Raw genomic sequence first — 21,169 nt, forward strand, 5'->3', positions numbered from 1 at the left:
TGGCTCTCGACGGTCAAAAGCGGTCAGATGTCGCCGGCCATCGCGTCGAACAGGTGCCCCTTGAAGTCGGTCATCGCGACGCCGCTTCCCGGTCCGATCCCGTTCATGTGATCGATCGAGAGCTGGCCCCCGCCCATCCGGGCGTGGCCGCCCGCCGACCCCATCGGAATGTCGTCGACGACCGTCTGGAGGACGTTACCCATGTGGACGCGGTCGTCGCGCGAGCGCCCGGAGAGGTGCAGCGTGTCCTCTTTGCGCCCCATCACGACGACCGCCGTCACGCCCTCCAGTCGGAGCAGTTCGTCGGCAGCCTGTGGAATCGCGTCCACGTTCGAGACCGCGCCCACGTCGCTGATCGCGAAGGCGTTCTTGATCTGGCGGTCGGTGATCGCACGGGCTTTCACGTCCAGGACCTCGGCGTCGACCTGTGGGTTCGCGATTCTGTCGAGCAGGTCTTCGTCGATCCCGTCGTAGAGGTACTCGGCCGCAGAGAACTCCGCGGACGAACACCCCTTCGTGAGCTGTTTCGTGTCTGACTGGATGCCGTATAGCAGCCCGGTCGCGACCTGTTGGTCGATCTGGTTGTCGTCGGCCGTCGCGTCGCCGTCGGCCAGTTCCCAGTCGAGAGTCTCGAAGTACTCGGCGAAGATCGTCGCACAGGCACCGTAGCCGGTGCGAACGTCGGACAGCTCCGACCCCTCGCCGCCGCCGGGATGGTGGTCGATCACGGCGATCGGATCGATGCTCTCCGCGCCGGGGAACCCACGCGCCTCGTTGTGATCGACCAGGACGACCTCGCTCTCTTGTAGCTGTCCGGCCTTCTCGATGCGATCGAAGTCCAGATCCAGAACGGTCTGAAACGCGCGGTTTTCCTGATGGCGAATCTGTCCGGGGTAGTACAGCGTCGGCGACGAACCGGCCTGCGTCGCCAGCCTGTCGACGGCCAGCGCACTCGACATCGCGTCCGGATCGGGATTCGGATGCATCAACACGGCGACCTCGTCGGTCGACGCCAGCAGTCGCTGGAAGCGTTCGGCCGGCGACCGGCGGAGTCTGTCGATCGCGAGGCGAACCCCGACGAGAAAGACGAGGATCCCGACGACCACGAGCGCGGCCACCAGCGGCGATTCACGCGCGAACACGGTGACGCTATCGACGACTCGCTGGAGGCCACCCACTTGCCAGATCGGCATACGGACGCAGTTTTCAGCGTCACCGGATAAGAAGGTTCCCCTGACCTGATACGTGTGACGGTCAGTTCGCGGCCCGGTAGCGCTCGATCGCGTCGCGGTACCCCGACCGGAAGGTCGGATGGGCGAACTCGTAGCCCAGCGAGTGCAGTCGGTCGTTCGAGCAGCGCTTGCTCGTCTGGATCCGGCGACGCGCGGTCTCCGAGAGGTCGTCGTCCGCGAGGCGCTCGGCCGTGGTTCGTTTGGGTGGCTCCGCGACGCCACACTCGTCGGCCAGCCAGTCGGCGAAGGCCCACTTCGAGACCGGTTCGTCGTCGACGACCAGCACGGTCTCGTCCCGAGCCACTCCCTCGCGGAGGAGGAACGCGACCGCGCCCGCCGCGTCCGCGCGGTGAACCATGTTCAGGTACCCCTCGGTGACGGGGCCGTCGAGGTACCGCTCCAGGCGGTACCGGTCGGGGCCGTACAGTCCGGCAAAGCGGGCGACGGTCCCGTCGATGCCGCGGTCCAGTGCCCGCTCTCTGGCGATGCGCTCGGCCTCGGCGAGGACCCGCGTCTTGTCGGTCTGGGGGTCGAGCGGCGTCGTTTCGTCGACCCAGTCGCCGTCGTGGTCGCCGTACACGCCCGTACTGGACGTGTACACGAGCCGCGCTGGCGGATCGTCGCGCGCTCCGAAGTGGTCGATCACCGTCTGGAGGCCCTCGACGTACACCCGGCGCGCCGCGTCGGCTCCCCGCCCGCCGGAACTGGCAGCGAAGACGACCGCGTCTACGTCGGGGACGGCAGCGAGGTCGTCGGCGTCGGTCACGTCGGCCCGGACCGCCGTGCCACCGGCGTCCTCGATCGCCGCCGCGGCGTCTGGAGAGCGGCGCACACCGACCACGTCGTGGCCCGCGTCGGTCAGCTGGCGACAGAGAGCCAGCCCGACGTAGCCACAGCCGAGGATGGCGACCCGCATCGGTCACCCCTCGCGCTGGGCGATGAACTGGTGGAGCAGGGCGTACTCCGCGACGGTCATCGGAAACCGGCCCTCGACCTTCTGCTGAATCTCCTTCGGTTCGAGCTGGCCGTCGATACCCGACGCGAGCGTTTCCACGTCGAGGACCGCCGTCGTCATCCCCATCAGGAGGATGTCCCGCGCGTCCGCGGCGATCGTGTCGGCGTGAGGACGGTCCTCGTCGAGCGCCAGGATCGCCGCGGCCTCGGTGAGTTCGATATCCGGGGAGGCACCGTCGAGCAACGCCGTGATCCGGTCTCGGTTCAGCGGCGTCTCGTCGACGGCCCGGTCGACGCCGACGGATTCGACGGTCTCGGACAGCCGCGTCTCGTAGGCCCGCCGGAGAGTCTCTGGTGACTGCTCGCCCGCGTCCTCGAATTCGCCTCTGATCATACACACCCTACAGGACGGGCCTACAAGTCAGTGTCACTCCGGCCCCGGATCGGGCCACCCCTCCGACTCCTCGATCGCGACGCCGTTGGTGTCGCCGACGCCGGTCTTGCCCGGCGGCACGACGACGAGGACCGTCGCCGTGGCCTCGAAGTCGACGCGGGTTGACCGGCCGATCCGCTCGGGAGACCCGTCGTCGTCGACGTCGAGGCTGACGTTCTCGCCGTCCCTGGCGTAGACGAACTCGCCGCCGGGCGTCGTCGGCCGCCCCTGGGAGACGCGCACGCCGAAGCGGGCGTACTCGCCACGGACCGTGACGTGCCAGACGTTCGTCGTGGCGTACCACGAGCCGGGCACGGGTGCCAGCGGGAGTCCGGACGGCATCGCCTCGAACGTGTCGTTCACCACCGCGCCGTAGCCGCGCTTCGTGGCCCGTTCCGCACCGGCGGCAGCGGCCTCCCGAGCCAGCTCCCGCGCGACCGTCTGCGTGCGCGATCGGCTCGCGTCGACGGCGTCGGTGTCCGGTCGCCCGCCCGGCTCCCGTAACGCCGCGCGACGCGTGGCGTTCAGTCGAATGGCGAGCCGGTCGCGTGCAGCCACCGAGAGGTCGGTCCGCCGGCCGGCGAGAGCGACGAGTCGACGGCTGACCGAGCCGTTCGCCAGCGCCAGGGCCCGATCGTGGGTCGTCTGCCACGGCGCGAGCGCGTCTCGAAGCATCGCCTCGCGCTCGCTGGCACTGCCGGCGACGGCCCGTCGGGACAGCACCGACCGCTGGCCGTCGATCACGTGCTCGTTCGCCGACGCGACTTCTCGGCGGAGGGCGTCGCGTTCGCGGGTCAGCGCCGAGACGTTCTCGGCGTGGCGTTCGGGTCGGCGCGCGTCCGCCCGTCGAACCGCCTCGCCGTCCACAGCAGCGGCGTTCGCCTCGGCGAGGGTCGCGTTGGTCGCGTTCAACGTCCGGGCCGCCGTGTCGAGTCTGACCCCCGATCGATCGCCGAACAGACCGTCGACCAGCGAGTCCGAGACGGTCTGGTGGGGTACGGTAAAGACGTTGACGTTGCGCGCGACCAGCGGACGAGAGCTGTTCTCGATCGCCGGGTCGTCGTCGTGGCTGAGCGAGGCCTGCGTGAGGTAGGCCGGTGCGCCGTCGGCCGTCAGCGCGACCGGCCCGCCGACACCGTCCAGCCGCGGCTGGCGGTCCGACGGTGGTCGCCCGCGAGCGTCGAGCCCCTCGCGCAGCGTCTCGATCGACGTACCGGCCTCGTCGAGCCGATCGCCGAACGCGTCGGCCCTGCCACGCCGGTCGTCTGCCCGCGCACGGAGGCGGGCCTGTACGCGATCGAGGTACGCGACCCGGACGGCGATCCGCGCCTTGGTCGCCGCGCCGTCGTAGCTGGACGGTGCGTCGATCAGCCGCGTCCGCTCTCGCTCGACGGCCCGTGCGAGCGCTGCCGGCGGGTTCGATTCGTACGACCCGACTCGTCCCTGCCGCACCTCGACGGCGACGGACCGGACCCGTTCTCGGACCCCCATCAGATCGCGATACGCCCACTCGGACGCGTTCGCGGGTACCTCTAGCTCGATCGTGTGAACGTCGGAGTTCGGCCCGCTGTGGACCGCGTATTCGAGGGCCGCGGACCGGCCGCCCTGGCTGTCGATCAGGCGCTCTCTGGCGCGTTCGCGAGCGTCGGCGAGGTTCGGTCCCTCCAGGGGGCCGGCACCGCGCTGGTGGGCCCGTCGGATCGGTCGAACGGGAGCCGGCGAGGTGCGGTCGTGACGACCGACGACCGCGAGGGTGACGGTCTGTCGACTCGTGCCCGTCCTGTCGGTGGTCCTCCGCTGGACCTCGACGCTCCCGTTTGGCCCCGCGACCTGGCGCTCCCAGACCCCCACCGCTCGCTCCGTGACGACCGTCTCTCGCCCGTAGGTCTCGAACTCGTGCCAGCCGTCGGGGATCGGCGGCGGCGCGACGGACACGTTTCGGTGGCGGATCGATCGCTCACGGCGCTTGTCGACGCGCGTCCAGTTCGAGCCGGCGGGGCGCGGTGCCGACACGCCGACGTGGCGATCGCCCTCGACGCGGCCGACAGTCCGGACCTCGACGCTGTAGGCGTCCCGTATCGTGCTGTCGATGGCACCGTCGTCGAGCACGTCGACGAACGCTCTGTCTGCCGTCTCGTTGACCGCGACCTCGCGCCGCTCGTCGGGGCTCGACCGGCGCGGTGGCTCCAGTCCCTCGATGTCGCTCGCCGCTGGCTTCGTCGGTCCGCTCAGAACGGCGTCGGTCACGCGCGAGTCGGTCCCTGTGGCGACGGTGAGATCCCGTGCCGCCGTCCGTGCCGCCGCGACCGCGAGCGTGCGACGGCCCCGTGGATCGGCGTGGCCGATCGTCTCGCGCTGGAGGTCCAGCAGTGCCTCGTTGGTGACGACGCCCACGTGCTGGTTCGAGACGACGTTGCTGATCGGCACCTCGCCGTACTGGAGGTAGCCTCGCGACCACGCCAGCGCGTACAGCTGAGTCGTCAGTCGCTGGCTCAATCCTCGCTCCGTCACGCCGGCGTCGAGTCGCCGCTGGTAGGTGCTGACTCGATCGTGGGCCGCGAGCACCGGCGTCACGACGGTGACAGTCGGAGAGATCGTCGTCCGGGAGCGCACCTGCCCGCCACGGTGGGTACGGACCGTCACGTTCTCGACGGTCACCCGGATCGCGGTGCCGTCGTCGTCTGCCCGCTGGATTGTCACGCGGTCGATGGCGGCGCGGCGCTTGGCCCGCGTCTCCGTCGAGGGCAGCGAGACCGAGCCGGTGACCTCGCCACGACGGACCGCGACCCGAGAGAGGCGGTCGCGGGCCCGCAGGTAGATCCGGAGCCGGAGCGCGTCGCGAAACGCCGTCTCTTCGTCGAGAAGGCGACCGGCGGCGGTGTCTGCCGGATCGACGACGGGGTCCGCTGCGGCCGCCCGGCTGGCGGTCGTCACGGCCTCGCGCAGTTCCGTCTGTGCGGTCGCAGTCGTCCGTTCAGTGACCACCTCGGTCTCGCTGTCGGACGGAAGCGATCCCGGATCGATCGTCGTCGCCAGCGTCGCGCTGCTGACGAGCAGGAGGACGCCGATCAGTGCGAACGGCACGCGGCCGCGATCGTCCATCACGGCGACCACGTCCTGACGACGATTCGTACCTCGCCCGTCGAGACGGCGCGGGCCGTGGCCGCCGGTGTCTCGAACCGGTCGCGCATGTCGGCGGCGAACCGGTCGGCCAGCGCAGCCGTGAGCCGGGCGTTCGTCGCTTCAACGGAGCCGTTCTCCAGGTCCAGAGCCGGTGCGTCGGTGAGCCTGGCGACGCGGCGGTAGCGGTGGGCCGCCAGCGTGTCGGCCGGCGCGTCCCCACGGAGCGCGACGCGGCTCTCGGCGGGCGAGAAGAACCCCTCGACGACCGCCGCCGCGACCACGCGCGCAACGCCGTCCGTGCCGTCGGTCCGGGCAGCCTCGCGTGCGCGTTCGTTCGCTGGCTCGATGCCGCTGTCGACGGTGAGTCGAGCCGCACGCACGTCGGCCCTCGCGGGCGGCGTCGGTCCGGCGTGGATGCGACCGCCCAGGGGCGCACCGTCGTAGGGTTCCCAGACGGCCGTGACGCCGACGGCGGTCGCGCGACGGTGGACGGCAGCGCGGGTCTCGTTGCGAACCGCTCGCTCGAATCCGCCGCCGGCAGGGGCGATTCGCTCGCCGTCGAGCGTCGCGGCGGTCCGCGTGGCTGCCGCGAGGAGCCCGGCGACCGTCCCGTGTGCCGTCCGGTCGAAGTCGGCGCTGTGGCCGTAGCTGACTCCGTCGCTGTGGTTGTTTCGCGGCGTCAGTGCGTAGTCGACGCCGACGGTGGTGGTCGCCAGCGAGGTCGCCGTCTCGTCGGCGTGGTCGTCCCCCGAGGGCGGCGCGTCGAGACCACCTGTCCCGGCGACGAGCGTCCCGACGGCACCCCCGAGCAGGAGGAGGAACAGCGTCGTATCGACGACGGTACTGATCGCTCTCATCGCCACACCGCCACCCGGAGACGGGCCGCGTCGACGTGGGCCGGCCTCGTCCGGACGCTCACCCGCTCGCTCGCGGTCCCAGCGTCGTCTGGGGCGACCGGTCCCGCCTGCCACTGCCGGCCGTCGGCGGTCACGCTCACGTTCGTGTGATAGCCCGACGGACCCGCGTCGACGGCGTCGGAGACTCGTCGGGGCTCGACGACGCCAGCGGGCGCGAGGTGATCGTCGACCGCGGCAAGTGTCGTCTCGGGCAGTTCTCGCTCGCGTTCGCTCGGCAGTGCGTCGTCGAGGACGCCAGCGTAGAGCGACAGGGCGAGCGAGACCGCGGCGACCGCGACGAGGGCCACGAGGGGCTCGACCTGTCCCCTATCCGACGAGCGTGACACTGGTCTCACCCCACTGGACGCGTCGCACGTCGATCTCCGCCGGTGCCTGTCGCCACTCTCCTCGGACCTGGGCGTCCGCGACCGCCTGCTCGAAGGCCGCGCTCGTCTCGAAGACGCTCGCTGGCGGCTGCCCGTAGAGGACGAGCGCGAGTTGATCGTCCGCCAGTGTGGGCGTCACGGGGCCGTACGCGAACGTCGCGCTCGCGGTCCCGCCGTCGTTGCGCAGCGAGAGCTGGCTGGGACCGAGCCGGATCGCCGCCGCGTCGATCTGGACCGTCGCTCTGGCGTCTGGCGGTCCGACGGCGACGCGATCGACGGCGTCGGCTGCTGTGGTCGCGTCGGGCGGTGCGGTCGTGGGGAGCGCGACGACGACGCCGAGCACCGCGACGCTGACGGCCGCGACGCCGAGCCACGCGTACAGTGCGTCGACCGGGACCTCGAACATGGCACGCCCTGGCCCCGCCTTCGGACTTAAACCCTCACACGAGCGAGGTCGCGCCGACGAACGCGGTGAGGTACGTCGCCGTCGCGGCCAGCAGCGCCAGGCCGACGCGATAGCCGACGAGCGACCGGTCGAGCCCGTCGGTCAGTCCGGTCGCCAGCGTCGTCAGGACGATCGCGAGCACGAGGACGTACCACCCGACTGCGAGGCCGAGATCGGCGGTCGCGACGCTCCCGCCGAGGGGACCGGCCGATCCCATCGCGGCCGACAGCGCGACCGTCGCACCGCCGACCAGTGGCGCGAACACGGCCGCCGTGTTCGAGAGCGTGTTCGTCACCTGTGCGACCGCACGGCGGTTCGCCTGCTCGGCCTCGTCGATCGTCTGGAGGTGATCGGCCATCGCCAGCAGGGCGTCCCCGGCGGGTCGCCCCTCCCGAGCCGAGAGGGCCAGTAGCGAGGCCGCGCTCTCGGCCCGTTCGCTCGGCACCGTCGCCAGCGCGCCGCGTTCACCGACGAACGCCGTCCGGAGGTCGACCCCGAGGCGACGCTGACGACCGGCCACCTCGGCCAGCACCGTCCCGGTCGCTCCCGGAACCGCCGTAGCGACGTCTTCGACGGCGCGCTCGGTCGCAGTCCCCCGTGTGACGCGCCGGCCGATCAGCGAGAGCGCGTCGGGGAGACCCGCTTCGACCGCCTCGACGGTCGACCGGACCGACTGCATCGGCTGGAAGGCGACCACCAGCGCAGTCCCCAGCCCGGCCCCGGCCGCGGCGACGAATCCCATCCAGTCAGAGAGGACGAGACGGACCGACCAGCCGGCGAGGAGAGCGGCCGCGATGCCGGCCACGGCGGCGTGAGTGGGACGAGACCACACGTCCGGATGGGATCGGCGTACCGGCGTCGGGCGGAACGCGACCGGCCGCTTCGTCAGCAGCCAGGCGCTGGCGAGGGTGACTGCGAGGGGCAAGAGCACGTCGTAGACGACCACGAGCAACGACAGCGGTGCCGGCACGCCGGCCGCGTCCAGGGCGGGCAAGAGCGCCACGAGTGCGAGGGGCAACAGGACGCCGAAGGCGTACAGCGCGGTCGCCGGCCCGCTGATCGAGGCCGCGAACGCGGCCGTCCGGTCGTGGATGCCGTCGAGGACCGTCGTCCGAGCGCGTTCGAGCGTCGCCCCGCGCTGCTGGGCCGGTTCCCGCCCGGCGCTCTCGACGAGCGAACACGCGCGTTCCAGTTCGGGCAACCACGGTCGCCACTCTCGCCCGAACGACTGGAGACCGGTGTTCGGCCCGTTCGCCGTCCGGCGGACGTGACTCGCCAGACTGTCGGCTAACGCTCCCGGAACGGACCGGGCACCGAACGCCGCGGCGGCCCCCGGTGCCGGCGTCAGGGACAGCCGCATGGTGAGCCGAGTCACGAGCGCCGGTGCGTCACCCAGCGCCTCCGCTCGCCGGACGCTGGCGAACGCGACGACGAGCTTCGACGTGGCGAGCACGATCGCGGCACAGACGAGACAGCACCCGGCGACGGCCAGCCCGACACTGCCGCTCAGGACGGCCTGAACGAAGACGCCAGCCGTAGCCAGCGCGACGGTCGCCGCGTAGCTCGCCCCCACGACCATCTCGGCGTCGACGCCCCAGCCGAGGAAGGCGACCGCACGACGGAGGTCGGGGTCGGGTGACACGGAGAGAGGCCAGCACCGCGCGACGCCCCGGAGCAGCGCCCGCTTCATGCCTCGACCGTCCGGCCAGTTCTTCGTTCCCGGCGTCTGATCTCGTCCGTGCGCTCGGTCAGTCCCGCACGCACGTCGGCGTAGGATTCGTCGCTGTCGGCCAGCGCAGCGAGGAGTTCGCTGTTGCCCCGTTCCAGCCGATCGGTCGACTGCAAGCGTCCCTCCCGGAGCCGATACAGCGGCTCGAAGTCCACCGCGTCCCCAGCGGAGACGACCTCCTCGATCGCCGCGACGCGACGCGCCGGCCCGTCCTCGGTCTCGAAGCGCCCCATGGTGACGACGAGATCAGTCGTCGCGAACGACGAGGCGGGCACGTCGAGGTCGGCGACGACGCGTTCGCGCACGTCCTCGCCCCCGTCGCCGTGGATCGTCCCCAGAACGGCACTACCGCCGGCACCGACACGCATCGCCTCGTAGAGGACCTGGGCCTCCTCGCCGCGGACTTCGCCGACCGCGAGCGCCCCCTCGCCGAGTCTGAGCGCCGTCCGCAGCGTCTCGTCGGCCGGCAGTCCGGGACCGTCGCCCCGCGCCGTCACCAGTGACTGGACCTCCCGTCCGTCGGCCTGGAGCTGTGCGACCGGCAGCTCCGGGGTGTCCTCGATGACCAGCGTTCGTACGCCGGGGTCGAGCTCCCACAGCAACGCGCCCAGCAGCGTCGTCTTGCCCGCTCCGCGGGGGCCGGCGACCAGCGTGGCAGCCGCACGGTCGACCGCCAGCGAGAGCAGTGCGGCGGCTGCCGGCGGGACGGTGTCGTTGTCGACGAGCTGTGGGAGCGTCCACACCGTCCGGTCGTGGGCTCGCAGCGCGAAGGCCGGGCCGTCACTGACCGGCGCTGTCGTCCCGGCGATCCTGACCCGCCGGTCGCCGACCGTCGTGGTGGCGTCAAGCGTCGGGCTGGCTCGCGAGAACGCCCGTCCGCTCTCGCGGCGGAACTGCGAGGCGAGTGCTTCGACGCCGCGCCGGCTCACCCGAACGTTCGTCGTCGCCAGTTCCCCGTCGACGCGTACCCGAAGCGGGTTCGACGCGACCGGCGCGGTCGCGAACACGTCCGTCACGCGCGGGTCGTCGAAGCACTCGGCGAGGACGCCGTACCCGGCGGTGTGTCGGTCGAGCACGCGTCCGAGCCGTTCGACCGGATCGTCCTCGCAAGCGACGGTCCGGATCGCACGCCAGGCGGCACGCTCGCCGGTCACCGTCCCGTCGGCGACGAGCTCCCGACCGCGTTCGAGCGTCGCCATCGCAGCGTCGTCCAGCGTAGCCCCGAGCGGTTCGAGGTGATACACCGGGAGGTCGTCGTCGCGTTCGTAGAGTCGCACGCGTCCGCCAGTCGAGAGCCGCCGGCTGTCGCGGAGCCGACCGTCGGCCGGCGGGTCGGCCCCGAGACGGGTGTGTCCGATGGTCGGGCCGACGTGCGGGGAGAGCGACGCGATCTCGCCGACTCGACGAGCACACAGCCCCAGGCCGGTCTCCGCTGCGATCGACGCGACTGGACCCGCGCGACCCACGGCCTCCCGGGCGGCGTCGATCGGATCGGTCACGGCCCGTTCGGCGAGGGCCTCGTCGTGGAACCGCGTCCGTTCGACGAACCGGCCGGCCGCACAGAGCAGGGCCGCGTGATCGTCGAGATAGGCCCGTTCGCGACCGTTCGACCGCGTCACCACGCGCTCGGCGTCGCGTTCGGCGAGCGCCTCGACGACCGTCCGGCGACAGGCTGGCGACTCGGCCAGTCGACCGCCGTCTGGACAGTCCGTGGCGTCGACCAGCAGCGTCTCGCCGGTGTCGTTGCGTCCTCGTCGTACTGTACATCCGCAGTCGGGGGCCGGCGTCGAACGGCTGAACCACCCTCGCATGGGCGGCGGTGGCCCCCTCATCTCACTTCAACCGTCGGACGGTGAGCACCGGCGCACCCGGCCGCCCGTCGAGCGAGAGGACGAGCCGGTGGCGACCGCCGCGTCGGAGCACGACGGGACCACCGTCGGGCGTTCTCAGCGGGACACCTGGGAGCTGTCGCGTTCGGGGCTGTCCGTCCGTGAGGAGCCAGGAGAGCCGTGCCGGGGCCTGGTCTGTCGGAGGGCGCAGAGAGACGCGCTCGACGCCGCCGCTGGTCCACGTCCGGGTCGGAACGCGGAGCGTCACGACGCGACGCGCACCCGGCCCGTCGAGCGGATCGTCCGTTTCGAGGAGCGTGTCGGCGACGCGTTCGATCTCGCTCGCCTGATCCGAGACCATCGCCGAGGTGCGCTGTCGACGCGCGTCGTCGATCGGGCCGAGCGTCGCGGCGACGAGCGCGGTCGCGAGCACGACTGCCAGCACGACGCGATAGATCACAGCCGCGACCGGAGTCGGGCGAGGACACCGCTCTCGTCTGCGCTGTCGCCGCCATCGACGCTGTCAGTGCCGTCGGGCCCAGCGGCCCCGTCGATCGGGCCGGCACCACGGTGGCCGTCGCCCGTCGCTCCGGAGACGGGCCGGTCGCTCCGGTCACGCCTCGGCGAGTGGGCCGATCGCTGTGTCCCGCTCGCTGTCCCCGTCGACACCGGTTCTCGGCGGTGGCCGTCCGGAGCGGCGTCGGTGGGATCGGTCGGCCGCGACGCGCTGTCTGATCGGCGATCGGCCGCGCCGTCGGCGAGTCGCTCTTCGAGTCGATCCACCGCGGCCACCGCGGCGTCGGCCCGTTGCTCGACGTCCTCGTTGACCGACCGGACGTTGCCCACGTAGCCACGGAGCGCCTGCGTCGCGGCTTCGAGCTCGTCGATCCGTCGCTGGGCACTGTCGAGTTGTTCCTCCAGTTCCTCGACCCGGCGGGCGAGATCGCCTCGTTGCTGGAGGGCGTCGAGATCGTGATCGTCGCCCGTCAGCGTCCGTTCGACCGCCCGCAGTCGCCGGTCCAGGCGTTCTCGGTCTGGCATGGCCGTCGGTGGTCCTGTCATCGCATTTGAACCCTCGGAACGGGGCAACGTTGATTAGTCGCCCTGTTCAGTCCTACAGTATGAAAGTCGTCCTGATTGGTGTCGGTCAAGCCGGGGGGAAGATCACGCAGGCACTCGCAGAGTTCGACTACGACATGGGCTTCGACGCCGTCAAGGGGGCACTGGCGGTCAACACGGCCCGTCCGGATCTGAGCGAACTCGACATCGACACGCAGCTGATCGGCCAGGACAGGGTCAAGGGCCACGGCGTCGGCGGCGACAACGAACTCGGCGCGGAGATCATGCAAGAGAGCGCCACCGAGGTGATGGACAACCTCGACGGCCGACTCACCACCGAAGCCGAGGCGATCGTCGTGGTCGCCGGCCTCGGCGGCGGGACGGGATCTGGCGGCGCACCGATGCTCACGCGTGAACTCCAGCGCATCTACAACATCCCCGTCTACGTCCTCGGCGTCCTCCCCGGCAGAGACGAAGGCGGACTGTACCAGGCAAACGCCGGCCGCTCGGTCAAGACCTGCGCCCGTGAGGCCGACTCGCTCGTCCTCATCGACAACGACGGCTGGAAGGCTTCCGGAGACAGCCTCGAAGCCGGCTTCGAACGCATCAACGACGCCATCGCCCAGCGGATCGGCCTCCTCTTTGCCTCCGGCGAGGCCGTCGAAGGCGTCGGCGAGAGCGTCGTCGACTCCTCGGAGATCATCAACACGCTCAAGGGTGGCGGCATCGCCTCCGTGGGCTACGCCGCCGCCGAATCGAGCGAAGACCCCGGCGAGAACGTCAACACGATCACCAGTGTCACCCGCAACGCGCTCCTGACGAGCATGAGCCTCCCGGACGCGATCGACGCGGAGCGTGGCCTCCTCGTGATCGCCGGCCATCCCGAGCGGATCTCGCGAAAGGGCGTCGAACGCGCCCGCAAGTGGATGGAAGAGGAGACCGGCAGCCTCGAAGTTCGTGGCGGCGACTTCCCCATCGACAGCGGGAAGCTCGCCTCGCTGGTCGTCCTCGGCGGCGTCGAACGCTCCGAGCGCGTCCAGGAGTTCATGGATCGCGCACGCGAGGCCGAGCAAGAGAAGAACAAGGAGATCGATCCGATGGAGGGCCTCGAAAACGACGGGCTCGACGATCTGATGTAAGACCATCTTTTTCCCGCTCGGGTTCGAGTCGCGCCTCCGGCGCGCTCGAACCACTCACGGCAAAAACATGGGTGAAAAAGGCTCGCTCTCACTGCGTTCGAGCGAGTGAACCGGCCGACCTGCCGGGTCCTGACGGACCGCTCGGTCGCCCGGATGCTTCCGGTGATCAGTACAGGGAATAGGAACAACACATCGGTAAGAAATTGTTGAATTCGCACGCGGATTGAACATCCGGTTCGCCCGAGAGGCGCTGCGAAGCAATTCACGCAGAGACGGAAACGGGCGTCTCAGACCAGACTGGAGCCGTCGAACTCCGTCCTGTCGAAGTCCACGTCCATCAGGTCCAGAATCGTCGGCGCGATGTCGTAGAGGTCGGCGTCGCTGATCCGGGCGTCCGGGTCGTCGACGAACAGCGTCGCGTTGTCGAAGCTGTGCATGCCGTTGCGCGGGCCGACGCCGAAGACGTCGTCCGAGCCCTTGAAACCGGCCTTGAGGTCGAAGCCGTGGTTCGGGACGACAGTCAGGTCGGGCGCGATCTCGTCGTGGTCGCCGCGGTAGGCCTGTTCCTTGGTGACGACGCGGTCCGCGACGGGGTTGCCGTCGGGACCGGTCAGGTTCTCCAGCTTCTCCCGGAGCTCGTCGCGGACGGCCTCGTACTCGTCTTCGGGCACGGAGCCACGCGGCTCGCGGCCTTCGAGGTTGATGTAGAAGCGACCGGGGATCAGGGAGTACGCCTTCGTCGACTCGTCGATGTCGCCGAGCGTCTCGTGGTCGTCGTCCTCGTAGGTGAGCCACCCCTCCTCCTGGAGCCACTCGTTGAGGTGGACCTCGTAGTCGAGACTGGTGAAGCCGTGGTCGGAGGCGACGACCATCGTGACGTTGTCGGCCAGCAGGTCACGGAGCCGTCCCAGGTAGTCGTCGACCTTGCGGTAGAACTCCAGGAACTCCTCTTTGTACTCGCCGTCCTCCTCGTAGTGTTTGAACAGGAAGTGGTTCACCCGGTCGGTGGTCATGAAGACGCCGAAAAAGAGGTCCCAGTCGTCCTGTTCGATGTAGTGTTTGAACGCTTCGAAGCGCCGGTCCAGAGTCTTGTGTGCGTCTTCGATGAACTCCTCTTTGTCCTCGCTGTGGCCGAGCTTGGCGTTGACGTCGATGCGGTAGTCGTTGTCGTCGAGGTAGTCTCCGAGTTCGTCGGGATAGGCGGCGTCGTCGACGCCCGGCGAGAGGAATCCGGAGACCATCCGCTGGACGTTGCGCTGGGGCGGGAACGTGACGGGGACGTTCAGCACCGTCGCGTCGCCGCCGTCGTCTGCGACGCGGTCCCACAGGCGTGTTGCCTGCACGTCGCGGCCCATCGGAACGTAGGTGTCGTAGGAGCCGATCTCGCGGTCCTGAAAGCCGTAGACGCCGGTCTCTCCGGGGTTGACGCCGGTCGTCAGCGCCGGCCAGCACGCGCTGGACTCCGGTGGAACGATGCTGTCGATCGGTCCGGCGGTGCCGTCCTCGGCGATCGCCGCGAGGTTCTCGAACTCGTCGTAGTGGTCCGCGATCAAACTGTGCGGTACCCCGTCGACGCCGAAGAAGGCGACTCGGGGTCCGTCGTCGCCGCGAATACGGTCGAACAGGCCCATGTCACCTCGTTCATCGTTCGGGGACAAGAAGCTTCTTTTCGCGGCCGAGTCGGGTGTGCGTCACCGGAACCGGCAATCACTGCTCGGGCTCGGCGGGGTCGTCGTCGGCCGACGAGGAGTCGTCGCGATCGAAGTTCGCCGGAACGACCGTCAGGTGGTTCATACCGACTGTCTGTTTCGTAGCCATCACGGGAGACAGTTCACCCTCGAAGGTCAAGTAATTACCCATAATCATAATTAATCGGCAAGACGGACCGCCATTACTCCGGAACATGCAAGCGCCGTGTCTGTTCGATTCCCGCAGCGATGGCTGGGTGGACGGATCGTACCACCTCGCAAAAATAGCGGAGTCGAACAGCGACGCGGCTCGCTTACGCGATCTGCTCGTCGTACAGCTCCTGGGCGTGTTCGATCGCGTCGTAGGCGGCCTGCTTGTCCTCCCAGCCCAGCGTCTCGACTTCCTTGCCGGCCTCGAGGTTCTTGTAGGTCGCGAAGAACTCGTCGATCTCGTCGAGTTGCTGCTGTGGGATGTCGTCGAGGTCCTCGATGTGGTCGTAGCGCGGATCCTCGCTCGGGACGGCGATGACCTTGTCGTCTTGCTCGCCGTCGTCGTCCATCTTCATCAGAGCGACCGGACGCGCCTCGATGATACAGCCGGGGAACGTCTGGTCCTCGACGAGGACGAGCACGTCGAAGGGATCCTCGTCGTCGTAGTACGACTGCGGGATGAAGCCGTAGTCCGACGGGTAGTGGACGTTGCTGTGGAGCACGCGATCGAGGACGACGCCGGGAACGTCCTTGTCGTACTCGTACTTGTTGCGCTCGCCTTTCAGGCACTCGACGACCGCGTAGATCTCTTCTGGCGGGTTCGGACCGGTTTCGAGGTCTTCCCAGAGGTTCGTCATCATCGGCGACTCCGACGGGCGTCCAAAAAGTACTTTCGTAATCAACTACGACTACCGAGAGGAAGCGCAAGACGACGGGTATTTCCCCGCCGGTGATATTCGCTGGTGATAACAACACCCGTTATTTGGAATATTTTCGATACACTGACGCAGCGACCACGACGGCGCAGTCTCTCGGTAACGCGCCGACCTGCGAGCGAGTTAACAAGTGTTAAATAGCTTGATGACATTCAGCTAACCATGTCAGAGGCACAAACCAAAACTGACACACCCGGTATCGCAAGTGAATTGACGGCGTTCCAGCAGAACATCCTCGTCATCCTCTCCGAAGAGCCACGCTACGGGCTGGCCATCAAGCGAGAGCTGGAGAGCTACTACGACGACGAAGTCAATCACGGGCGTCTGTACCCGAACCTCGACGACCTCGTCGAACTCGGCCTCGTCGAGAAGAGCGAACTCGACAAGCGAACGAACCAGTACGGACTGACCGAAGCGGGGAAGGAAGCTGTGCTCGACCAGCTTTCGTGGGTCTTCGGGAAGTTCGTCACCGAGGAATCGCGCGCCGAAGAACTCCGGGACCTCGTCCAGCAGCACGAGTAAGAAACACGATCCCCCGAGTCACTCGGGGTGATCGCTGCCGAGTGGGTACGGCACGTCCATTTTTTCGAAGGTGCGACGAAGTGACTCGTTCAACAGCGACGCCTGCCGGTCGTCGGGCCAGACGTTGCGCTCGAAGTAGTCGTCCCGAAACTCGACGAGCTCTGCCCGCGTGAGGTCCTCGATCGGTTTCGCGTAGTGGTTGCTCGCGAAGTCCGCCAGCGCGCGGGCGTTCGCTGCGTGGACCTCGCCGTCGGCGTCGGCGACCGCTGCGACGAGTTCGTCGTTGTGTTCGGCTACGACCGCCCAGTCGCTCCCCTCGCCGGGACCGGACAGCGGCCGTTCGATTCCACGGTCCACGTCGTCGATCCGGTCCGGATGGATCCGTCCGTCGGAGGCCCACTCGCGCGGGTGACAGACGAGCACGTCCCTGGCGTCGTCTTCGCGGACCCGAGCGGTGTACTCGTGCTCGGCGAGCAGTTCGTCGCGCTCGTCGCGGTAAGCCCGCGCTTCCGCGTCGTCGACGGCGTCTCTGGCCAGTCGGGTGAGTCGCTCGGCCTCGTCGACCACGTCGGTCGGCAACGCCGAATCCGTCGTCGAGTCGTCGTGTTCAGGCATCGTCGAGTGCCTCGTTGGCCAGTTCGTCTGCGCGTGCGTTAATCTCTCTCGGTACGTGTTCGATCGACCACTCCTCGAAGGCCATCAGTCCCTCGCGGGCGTCGACGCGGTGCTCTCGGAGTTCGGGATCGTTCGTGTTCCACTCCCCGCGGACCTGCTTGACGATCAACTCGGAGTCGCCCCGGAGGCGGATCTCGTCGAACCCGTGATCGCGTGCGACTTCGAGCACGCGAAGCAGCGCCCGGTACTCGGCCTGGTTGTTCGTCGCGGTGCCGATCCGCTCGCCGCCGTCAGCGACGATTCCGTCGTCGGTCACGAGCACCCAGCCGACCGCGGCGGGGCCGGGATTCCCGCGCGAGGCCCCGTCGAAGTACGCGTGGACCCGCCCGCCGTGTTCGCGAAGGAGCCCCTCCAGCCGGGCCGTGTCGCCGCCCTGGACGACGACTTTCCCCTCGTAGGCGACCGCCGTCCCACCACCGTGGCTCGCCCGCCACTCCTCGTGGTCGGTGTTGCCCGCCTCGACGGTGACGCCCGCCGCTTCGAGGCGTTCGCGAGCCCTCGTCTCGTCGCACTCGATCGTCGGCATCGTCTCGTTGATCACCGACGGATCGATAAAACGCTTCCCTCTCCGAGACCGGCGGCGGGTCACGGCACACGTGTGCCGCGTCGTGCGGCGGGACACGCCGCGGCGACGCCCAACCGCCGGCTGGCGAGAGTCCAGAACCACCAAGTATGGTGGTGGTCGTACAGGCTACCGATGGCACTTTCCGAGGAGGCTCGCGACCGGCTCGCCGACATCGTCGAGCTCCAGCCCACGAAAAACGCGGATCTACAGGATCGGTGGGGGATGGACAGCGGGAGCGAGGTCCACCAGTACCTCGAAAACGAGCTCAAGGAGTACTACTACCGCGACGAGAGCAGCCTCATCTGTGCCACGCCGGAGGCCGTCGAGGTCGTCGGCGGCGATCCGGCAGACGGCCAGCAGGTGACGGTCACGGAGCTACAGCAGGCGGTGATCGACTGTCTGGCCGGCCCGGACGAGGAGAGCCAGAGCGTCGTCTCGGTCCTCCACGACCTGCGCGAGGCGGGCCACGACCCCGAGGTGGACGACGTTCGATCCGCGCTGCGGTCGCTCGCGGACAAGGGGATCGTCGAAACCGTCCAGAAGACCGTCCCGACTTTCCGGCTGGCCGTCGAACACGAGCGGATCGACGTGGCACAGCTCGACGACTGATTCACCCGGTCCCGTCGTCGAGGCCGGGTCTGTGACGCCGTCGCTGGTCGTCGAGCAGGCGTCTGATCCCCGCGCCGGGTCCGCCGTCGATGGGCCACCCGCCGGTTCGCCAGGCCGGTGGTTCGGGCTCGCACTCGCGACAGCCCGAACGACACGTCGACGGCGTCGGCACTCGTTCCTTCGCTTCGCAGTACGGTACGACGCTGTCGCCCTCGGTCCGGAGCTGGAAGTGCCGACAGTCCGGGCGCAGCGAGTCCGCGTAGGCCCGCCAGCCCCGTTCGTAGGCGCGTTCCGCGATCGAACGCCGCTTCTCGGCCTTCCACTCGGGATCGACGTACTCGAAGCGCGCGGCGCTCAGGTCGTCGTCGGGTCGCTCCACGATGCGCGTGCCCGGCTCCGAGACCGCGAGAGACTGGGGGTACCACGCCACGTCGGCCTCGACCGTCGACGGATCGACCGTCAGGACGCCGGCCGCCGCGGGCAGATCCTCCAGCAGGATCGGTTCGATTCGCTCGTCGGTCCGCTCGGTCGCGACCCACACCTCGTCGGCCAGCCCCAGCGCCACGTCCCGTTCGAGCTGGGGCGCGAGCCTGCGGGCAGCACTCGCGTCCAGATCGGGCTTGTTCTCGATGGCGACGATCCGCTCGATCCAGTCGGGGTAGGCGTGCCGCCGTCGAATCTCGATCCGGTTGCCCCGCTTGCGCCGGTCCAGAACGCCGCGGTCGGCGGCCGTGTGGATCGCCTCGCGGACGTACCGCCAGGGGTAGCCGGGGTCGGGCAGCGCGTCCCGGTAGTACGCCCACTCGGTGGGCGCGTGTCCGAGGACGTGACGGAGGTCCGAATCGAGTCGCTGGCGGCCGAAGTTCGCTCGCTGGCGGAGTCCCGCGGGATCGCACTCGACGACGATCGTGTCCCAGCGGCGTCGCTTCGTGCCCAGTTGCCGAGCGACGAGAACGGGGCTGTCGCGGTCGCCGTCTGGCGGCCACGCTCGCTCGGCCCACTGGCAGACGTGCAGTTCGAAGGCGAACTCGGAATTGGCCACGGCCAGACGTGGCTCCCCAGCCAGCATAAGTGACTCGCTGGTAGAATGGCCTGGCCGGTTCGGCCCACTGCACGAATCTGACGGGTATAGATCACGAAGATTTATCCTGCGATAGGCTGCACCCAAAGTGTATGCAAAAGCATCCAAGTGGCGACCTGAATCGGAAAGCTGGCATCGGCTCGCGGTTCCTGGCGTTCTTGCTCGACAGTCTCCTCGTCGGTTTCGTGGCGGGGATCCTCGTCAGTGTCCCAATATTTGCCCTCGGATTCGGTTCCGACAGCGGAGCGGTGTTCGGACTCATGGCGGTCCTCCAGCTTGTGAGCGTCGCACTGGTGGTCGGGTACTTCTTCGTCTTCGAAGCGGTCTATGGCTACACGTTGGGCAAGTACGTGCTCGGGATCGTCGTCACTCGCGACGACGGCTCGCCGATCGGCTGGTCCGAATCGATCATCCGAAACATCCTGCGGATCGTCGACGCGCTCCCGACGCTGTACTTGCTCGGTGCGATCCTCATCTTCGCGACCGACGACGAGCAGCGCCTCGGCGACATCGCCGCCAACACGGTCGTCGTCAAGCGGGCCTGACCGCCAGACCGAACTACTCCGCTAGCTTCTCGTCGAGGAACTCGTGAGCCTGTTCGAGGATCTCACGAGGACCGTCCTGCGTAACGGTGTTGATCGCCTGCTCGTAGTCGCGCCACTGCAGGTCGCGGTGTTCGTTGGACAGCTCTGCCGATGCCTCGTAGGACTTCGCGACGAACAGGTGCACCGTCTTGTGGATGGTGTTGCCGTTCGCCTCGAAGACGTAGTCGTAGTCTTCGCGAAAGCCATCTAACAGCCGGAAATCGCCGATTCCGGCTTCCTCTTTCACTTCGCGGATGGCGGTCTGTTGTAGCTCCTCGTCTCCTTCGACCCCGCCCTTGGGGAACTCCCAGTCACCGGGTCTGCTCTTGAGCAGCAGGTACTCCCGCCGGCCACGCGTGTCGCGAAAGAGGATGGCTCCCGCGCTCGTGGCCTCGATCATTAGCGTAGCTTAGACCGGCCCTACTTATGAGGATATCGGAGCGACGACGGCCAGACGGACACCCGCCGCGGGCACGATCGGTCCACCACGCCGGGACTCGCCCCCTCTGTGCCGTCCGTGTGCAGCGTCGCCAGACCGGACTGGCGGCCCTCGTCACGACCGCGGGCCGACGGTCCCGACCGCGATGCGACACTGTTTTGATCGTGGTTTCGTATGCAAAAACGTATGCCGTACATGTCGGCCGACGACTTCTCGGTCCACGACGACGACTGCGAGAAACAGGAGAGCGACTGGATGCCGCTCTCGGACCTTCCCGACGAAGTCACGTCGATCGACGACCTCGACTGCGAGTGCTGGGCGGACTACGAGTCGCTGTCGGAGATCTAGTCCGGTCCGAAAGCGAGCCCTTTTGAGCACGCTCGCCGACACAAACACCAGAGATGCCCTTCGTGACGAAACTCACACTGGAGAGCGGAGATCGACGGCGTCTGGACAGCGTCGTCGACGAGATCAAAGAACAGGCCGAACGGAAGGGTGTCGAGCTCAAGGGGCCACACCCGCAGCCACCGGACCACCTGCGCGTGCCACAGTCGAAGACGCTCGGTCCCTCGGGCGGACGCTTCGAGTCCTGGGACTACACCGTCTACACGCGCACGATCGAGATCGTCGACCACGAGGAGTTCGCCCGCGCGGTCGCGGGCCGCGAGTTCGACGACGGGATCCACGTCGCCGCCGAGGTCGAACAGCGCAGTCATCTGGGTTCCTGACGGGACCCAACAGGAGAGACCACAGGCCCCGATCAGTATTTTCCCGCTTGGACGTTCGGCACAGACGCACAGCCGGTAGCACCAGCGACGGCAGCCGTCACCGCCCCGAAGCCGGGACCGCCGTCCG

23 protein-coding genes are annotated in these 21,169 nt (G+C 68.7%); 6 read left to right on the forward strand and 17 right to left on the reverse strand.

The window, feature by feature from the left end:
* Window positions 1-23: 23 nt before the first annotated feature.
* The 11 genes from HMUK_RS14780 to HMUK_RS14830 form a co-directional block, all read right to left on the reverse strand.
* Window positions 24-1,193: a DHH family phosphoesterase gene (locus HMUK_RS14780; RefSeq protein WP_015763996.1), complete on the reverse strand. Its 1,170-nt coding sequence runs from the start codon at window positions 1,191-1,193 to the stop codon at window positions 24-26.
* Window positions 1,194-1,254: 61 nt separating this feature from the next.
* Window positions 1,255-2,148 carry an SDR family oxidoreductase gene (locus HMUK_RS14785; protein WP_015763997.1) on the reverse strand — a complete coding sequence of 298 codons (894 nt, stop codon included), beginning with the start codon at window positions 2,146-2,148 and terminating at the stop codon, window positions 1,255-1,257.
* 3 nt (window positions 2,149-2,151) lie between these two features.
* Entirely contained in the window at window positions 2,152-2,580 is a 429-nt protein-coding gene (locus tag HMUK_RS14790; protein ID WP_015763998.1) for a DUF5791 family protein, read from the reverse strand.
* Window positions 2,581-2,613: 33 nt separating this feature from the next.
* Entirely contained in the window at window positions 2,614-5,721 is a 3,108-nt protein-coding gene (locus HMUK_RS14795) for a DUF7286 family protein (RefSeq protein WP_015763999.1), read from the reverse strand.
* Complete coding sequence (locus HMUK_RS14800; protein ID WP_015764000.1) at window positions 5,721-6,599, reverse strand: DUF7284 family protein; 879 nt, start codon at window positions 6,597-6,599, stop codon at window positions 5,721-5,723. Before HMUK_RS14800 ends, HMUK_RS14795 begins: the two co-directional genes overlap by 1 nt.
* Entirely contained in the window at window positions 6,596-6,985 is a 390-nt protein-coding gene (locus HMUK_RS14805) for a DUF7285 family protein (RefSeq protein WP_223270959.1), read from the reverse strand. Before HMUK_RS14805 ends, HMUK_RS14800 begins: the two co-directional genes overlap by 4 nt.
* On the reverse strand, window positions 6,966-7,430 hold the full coding sequence (locus tag HMUK_RS14810) for a DUF7283 family protein (protein WP_015764002.1): 465 nt from the start codon (window positions 7,428-7,430) through the stop codon (window positions 6,966-6,968). Before HMUK_RS14810 ends, HMUK_RS14805 begins: the two co-directional genes overlap by 20 nt.
* A gap of 34 nt (window positions 7,431-7,464) precedes the next feature.
* The gene (locus tag HMUK_RS14815; protein ID WP_015764003.1) at window positions 7,465-9,159 is read right to left on the reverse strand and encodes a hypothetical protein; all 1,695 of its coding nucleotides are present in this window, start codon (window positions 9,157-9,159) and stop codon (window positions 7,465-7,467) included.
* Window positions 9,156-11,009, reverse strand: a complete 1,854-nt coding sequence (locus HMUK_RS14820) for an ATPase, T2SS/T4P/T4SS family (protein WP_015764004.1) — start codon at window positions 11,007-11,009, stop codon at window positions 9,156-9,158. Before HMUK_RS14820 ends, HMUK_RS14815 begins: the two co-directional genes overlap by 4 nt.
* Window positions 11,010-11,031: 22 nt before the next feature.
* The gene (locus HMUK_RS14825) at window positions 11,032-11,487 is read right to left on the reverse strand and encodes a DUF7311 family protein (protein ID WP_015764005.1); all 456 of its coding nucleotides are present in this window, start codon (window positions 11,485-11,487) and stop codon (window positions 11,032-11,034) included.
* Complete coding sequence (locus HMUK_RS14830) at window positions 11,484-12,068, reverse strand: DUF7310 family coiled-coil domain-containing protein (RefSeq protein WP_015764006.1); 585 nt, start codon at window positions 12,066-12,068, stop codon at window positions 11,484-11,486. Before HMUK_RS14830 ends, HMUK_RS14825 begins: the two co-directional genes overlap by 4 nt.
* A gap of 80 nt (window positions 12,069-12,148) precedes the next feature.
* Here HMUK_RS14830 and HMUK_RS14835 point away from each other — a divergent pair, with 80 nt between their 5' ends.
* Window positions 12,149-13,225 (forward strand): tubulin/FtsZ family protein, encoded by a 1,077-nt coding sequence (locus tag HMUK_RS14835; protein ID WP_015764007.1) that lies wholly within the window; start codon window positions 12,149-12,151, stop codon window positions 13,223-13,225.
* A 287-nt stretch (window positions 13,226-13,512) separates the two neighbouring features.
* On the opposite strand, the gene HMUK_RS14840 is transcribed toward HMUK_RS14835, so the two are convergent.
* Entirely contained in the window at window positions 13,513-14,856 is a 1,344-nt protein-coding gene (locus tag HMUK_RS14840) for an alkaline phosphatase family protein (protein WP_015764008.1), read from the reverse strand.
* 371 nt (window positions 14,857-15,227) lie between these two features.
* The gene (locus HMUK_RS14845) at window positions 15,228-15,761 is read right to left on the reverse strand and encodes an inorganic diphosphatase (RefSeq protein WP_018258046.1); all 534 of its coding nucleotides are present in this window, start codon (window positions 15,759-15,761) and stop codon (window positions 15,228-15,230) included.
* 240 nt (window positions 15,762-16,001) lie between these two features.
* Here HMUK_RS14845 and HMUK_RS14850 point away from each other — a divergent pair, with 240 nt between their 5' ends.
* On the forward strand, window positions 16,002-16,361 hold the full coding sequence (locus HMUK_RS14850) for a PadR family transcriptional regulator (protein ID WP_015764011.1): 360 nt from the start codon (window positions 16,002-16,004) through the stop codon (window positions 16,359-16,361).
* An 18-nt stretch (window positions 16,362-16,379) separates the two neighbouring features.
* Here the strand turns inward: HMUK_RS14850 and HMUK_RS14855 are convergent, their stop codons facing one another.
* Both HMUK_RS14855 and rnhA read right to left on the reverse strand, forming a co-directional pair.
* On the reverse strand, window positions 16,380-16,976 hold the full coding sequence (locus tag HMUK_RS14855; protein WP_015764012.1) for a DUF7108 domain-containing protein: 597 nt from the start codon (window positions 16,974-16,976) through the stop codon (window positions 16,380-16,382).
* Window positions 16,969-17,562 (reverse strand): ribonuclease HI, encoded by a 594-nt coding sequence (gene rnhA / locus HMUK_RS14860; RefSeq protein WP_015764013.1) that lies wholly within the window; start codon window positions 17,560-17,562, stop codon window positions 16,969-16,971. The genes HMUK_RS14855 and rnhA overlap by 8 nt, the downstream gene beginning before the upstream one ends.
* A gap of 171 nt (window positions 17,563-17,733) precedes the next feature.
* Here rnhA and HMUK_RS14865 point away from each other — a divergent pair, with 171 nt between their 5' ends.
* Window positions 17,734-18,210, forward strand: coding sequence for a DUF5797 family protein (locus tag HMUK_RS14865; protein WP_015764014.1), 477 nt, complete (start codon window positions 17,734-17,736; stop codon window positions 18,208-18,210).
* A gap of 1 nt (window position 18,211) precedes the next feature.
* Here the strand turns inward: HMUK_RS14865 and HMUK_RS14870 are convergent, their stop codons facing one another.
* Window positions 18,212-19,279: a DUF5787 family protein gene (locus HMUK_RS14870; RefSeq protein ID WP_015764015.1), complete on the reverse strand. Its 1,068-nt coding sequence runs from the start codon at window positions 19,277-19,279 to the stop codon at window positions 18,212-18,214.
* Window positions 19,280-19,383: 104 nt separating this feature from the next.
* On the opposite strand from HMUK_RS14870, the gene HMUK_RS14875 reads away from it, so the two are divergent.
* The gene (locus tag HMUK_RS14875) at window positions 19,384-19,836 is read left to right on the forward strand and encodes an RDD family protein (RefSeq protein ID WP_015764016.1); all 453 of its coding nucleotides are present in this window, start codon (window positions 19,384-19,386) and stop codon (window positions 19,834-19,836) included.
* Window positions 19,837-19,849: 13 nt separating this feature from the next.
* Here the strand turns inward: HMUK_RS14875 and HMUK_RS14880 are convergent, their stop codons facing one another.
* Window positions 19,850-20,275, reverse strand: coding sequence for a bis(5'-nucleosyl)-tetraphosphatase (locus HMUK_RS14880; protein ID WP_015764017.1), 426 nt, complete (start codon window positions 20,273-20,275; stop codon window positions 19,850-19,852).
* Window positions 20,276-20,500: 225 nt separating this feature from the next.
* Here HMUK_RS14880 and HMUK_RS17695 point away from each other — a divergent pair, with 225 nt between their 5' ends.
* Window positions 20,501-20,662 (forward strand): hypothetical protein, encoded by a 162-nt coding sequence (locus tag HMUK_RS17695; RefSeq protein ID WP_164731970.1) that lies wholly within the window; start codon window positions 20,501-20,503, stop codon window positions 20,660-20,662.
* Between the two features lie 53 nt (window positions 20,663-20,715).
* Window positions 20,716-21,042, forward strand: a complete 327-nt coding sequence (locus tag HMUK_RS14885) for an uS10/mL48 family ribosomal protein (RefSeq protein ID WP_015764019.1) — start codon at window positions 20,716-20,718, stop codon at window positions 21,040-21,042.
* Window positions 21,043-21,169 lie beyond the last annotated feature (127 nt).

The sequence above is a fragment of the Halomicrobium mukohataei DSM 12286 genome (genome assembly GCF_000023965.1).
In the GTDB taxonomy this organism is placed as follows: domain Archaea; phylum Halobacteriota; class Halobacteria; order Halobacteriales; family Haloarculaceae; genus Halomicrobium; species Halomicrobium mukohataei.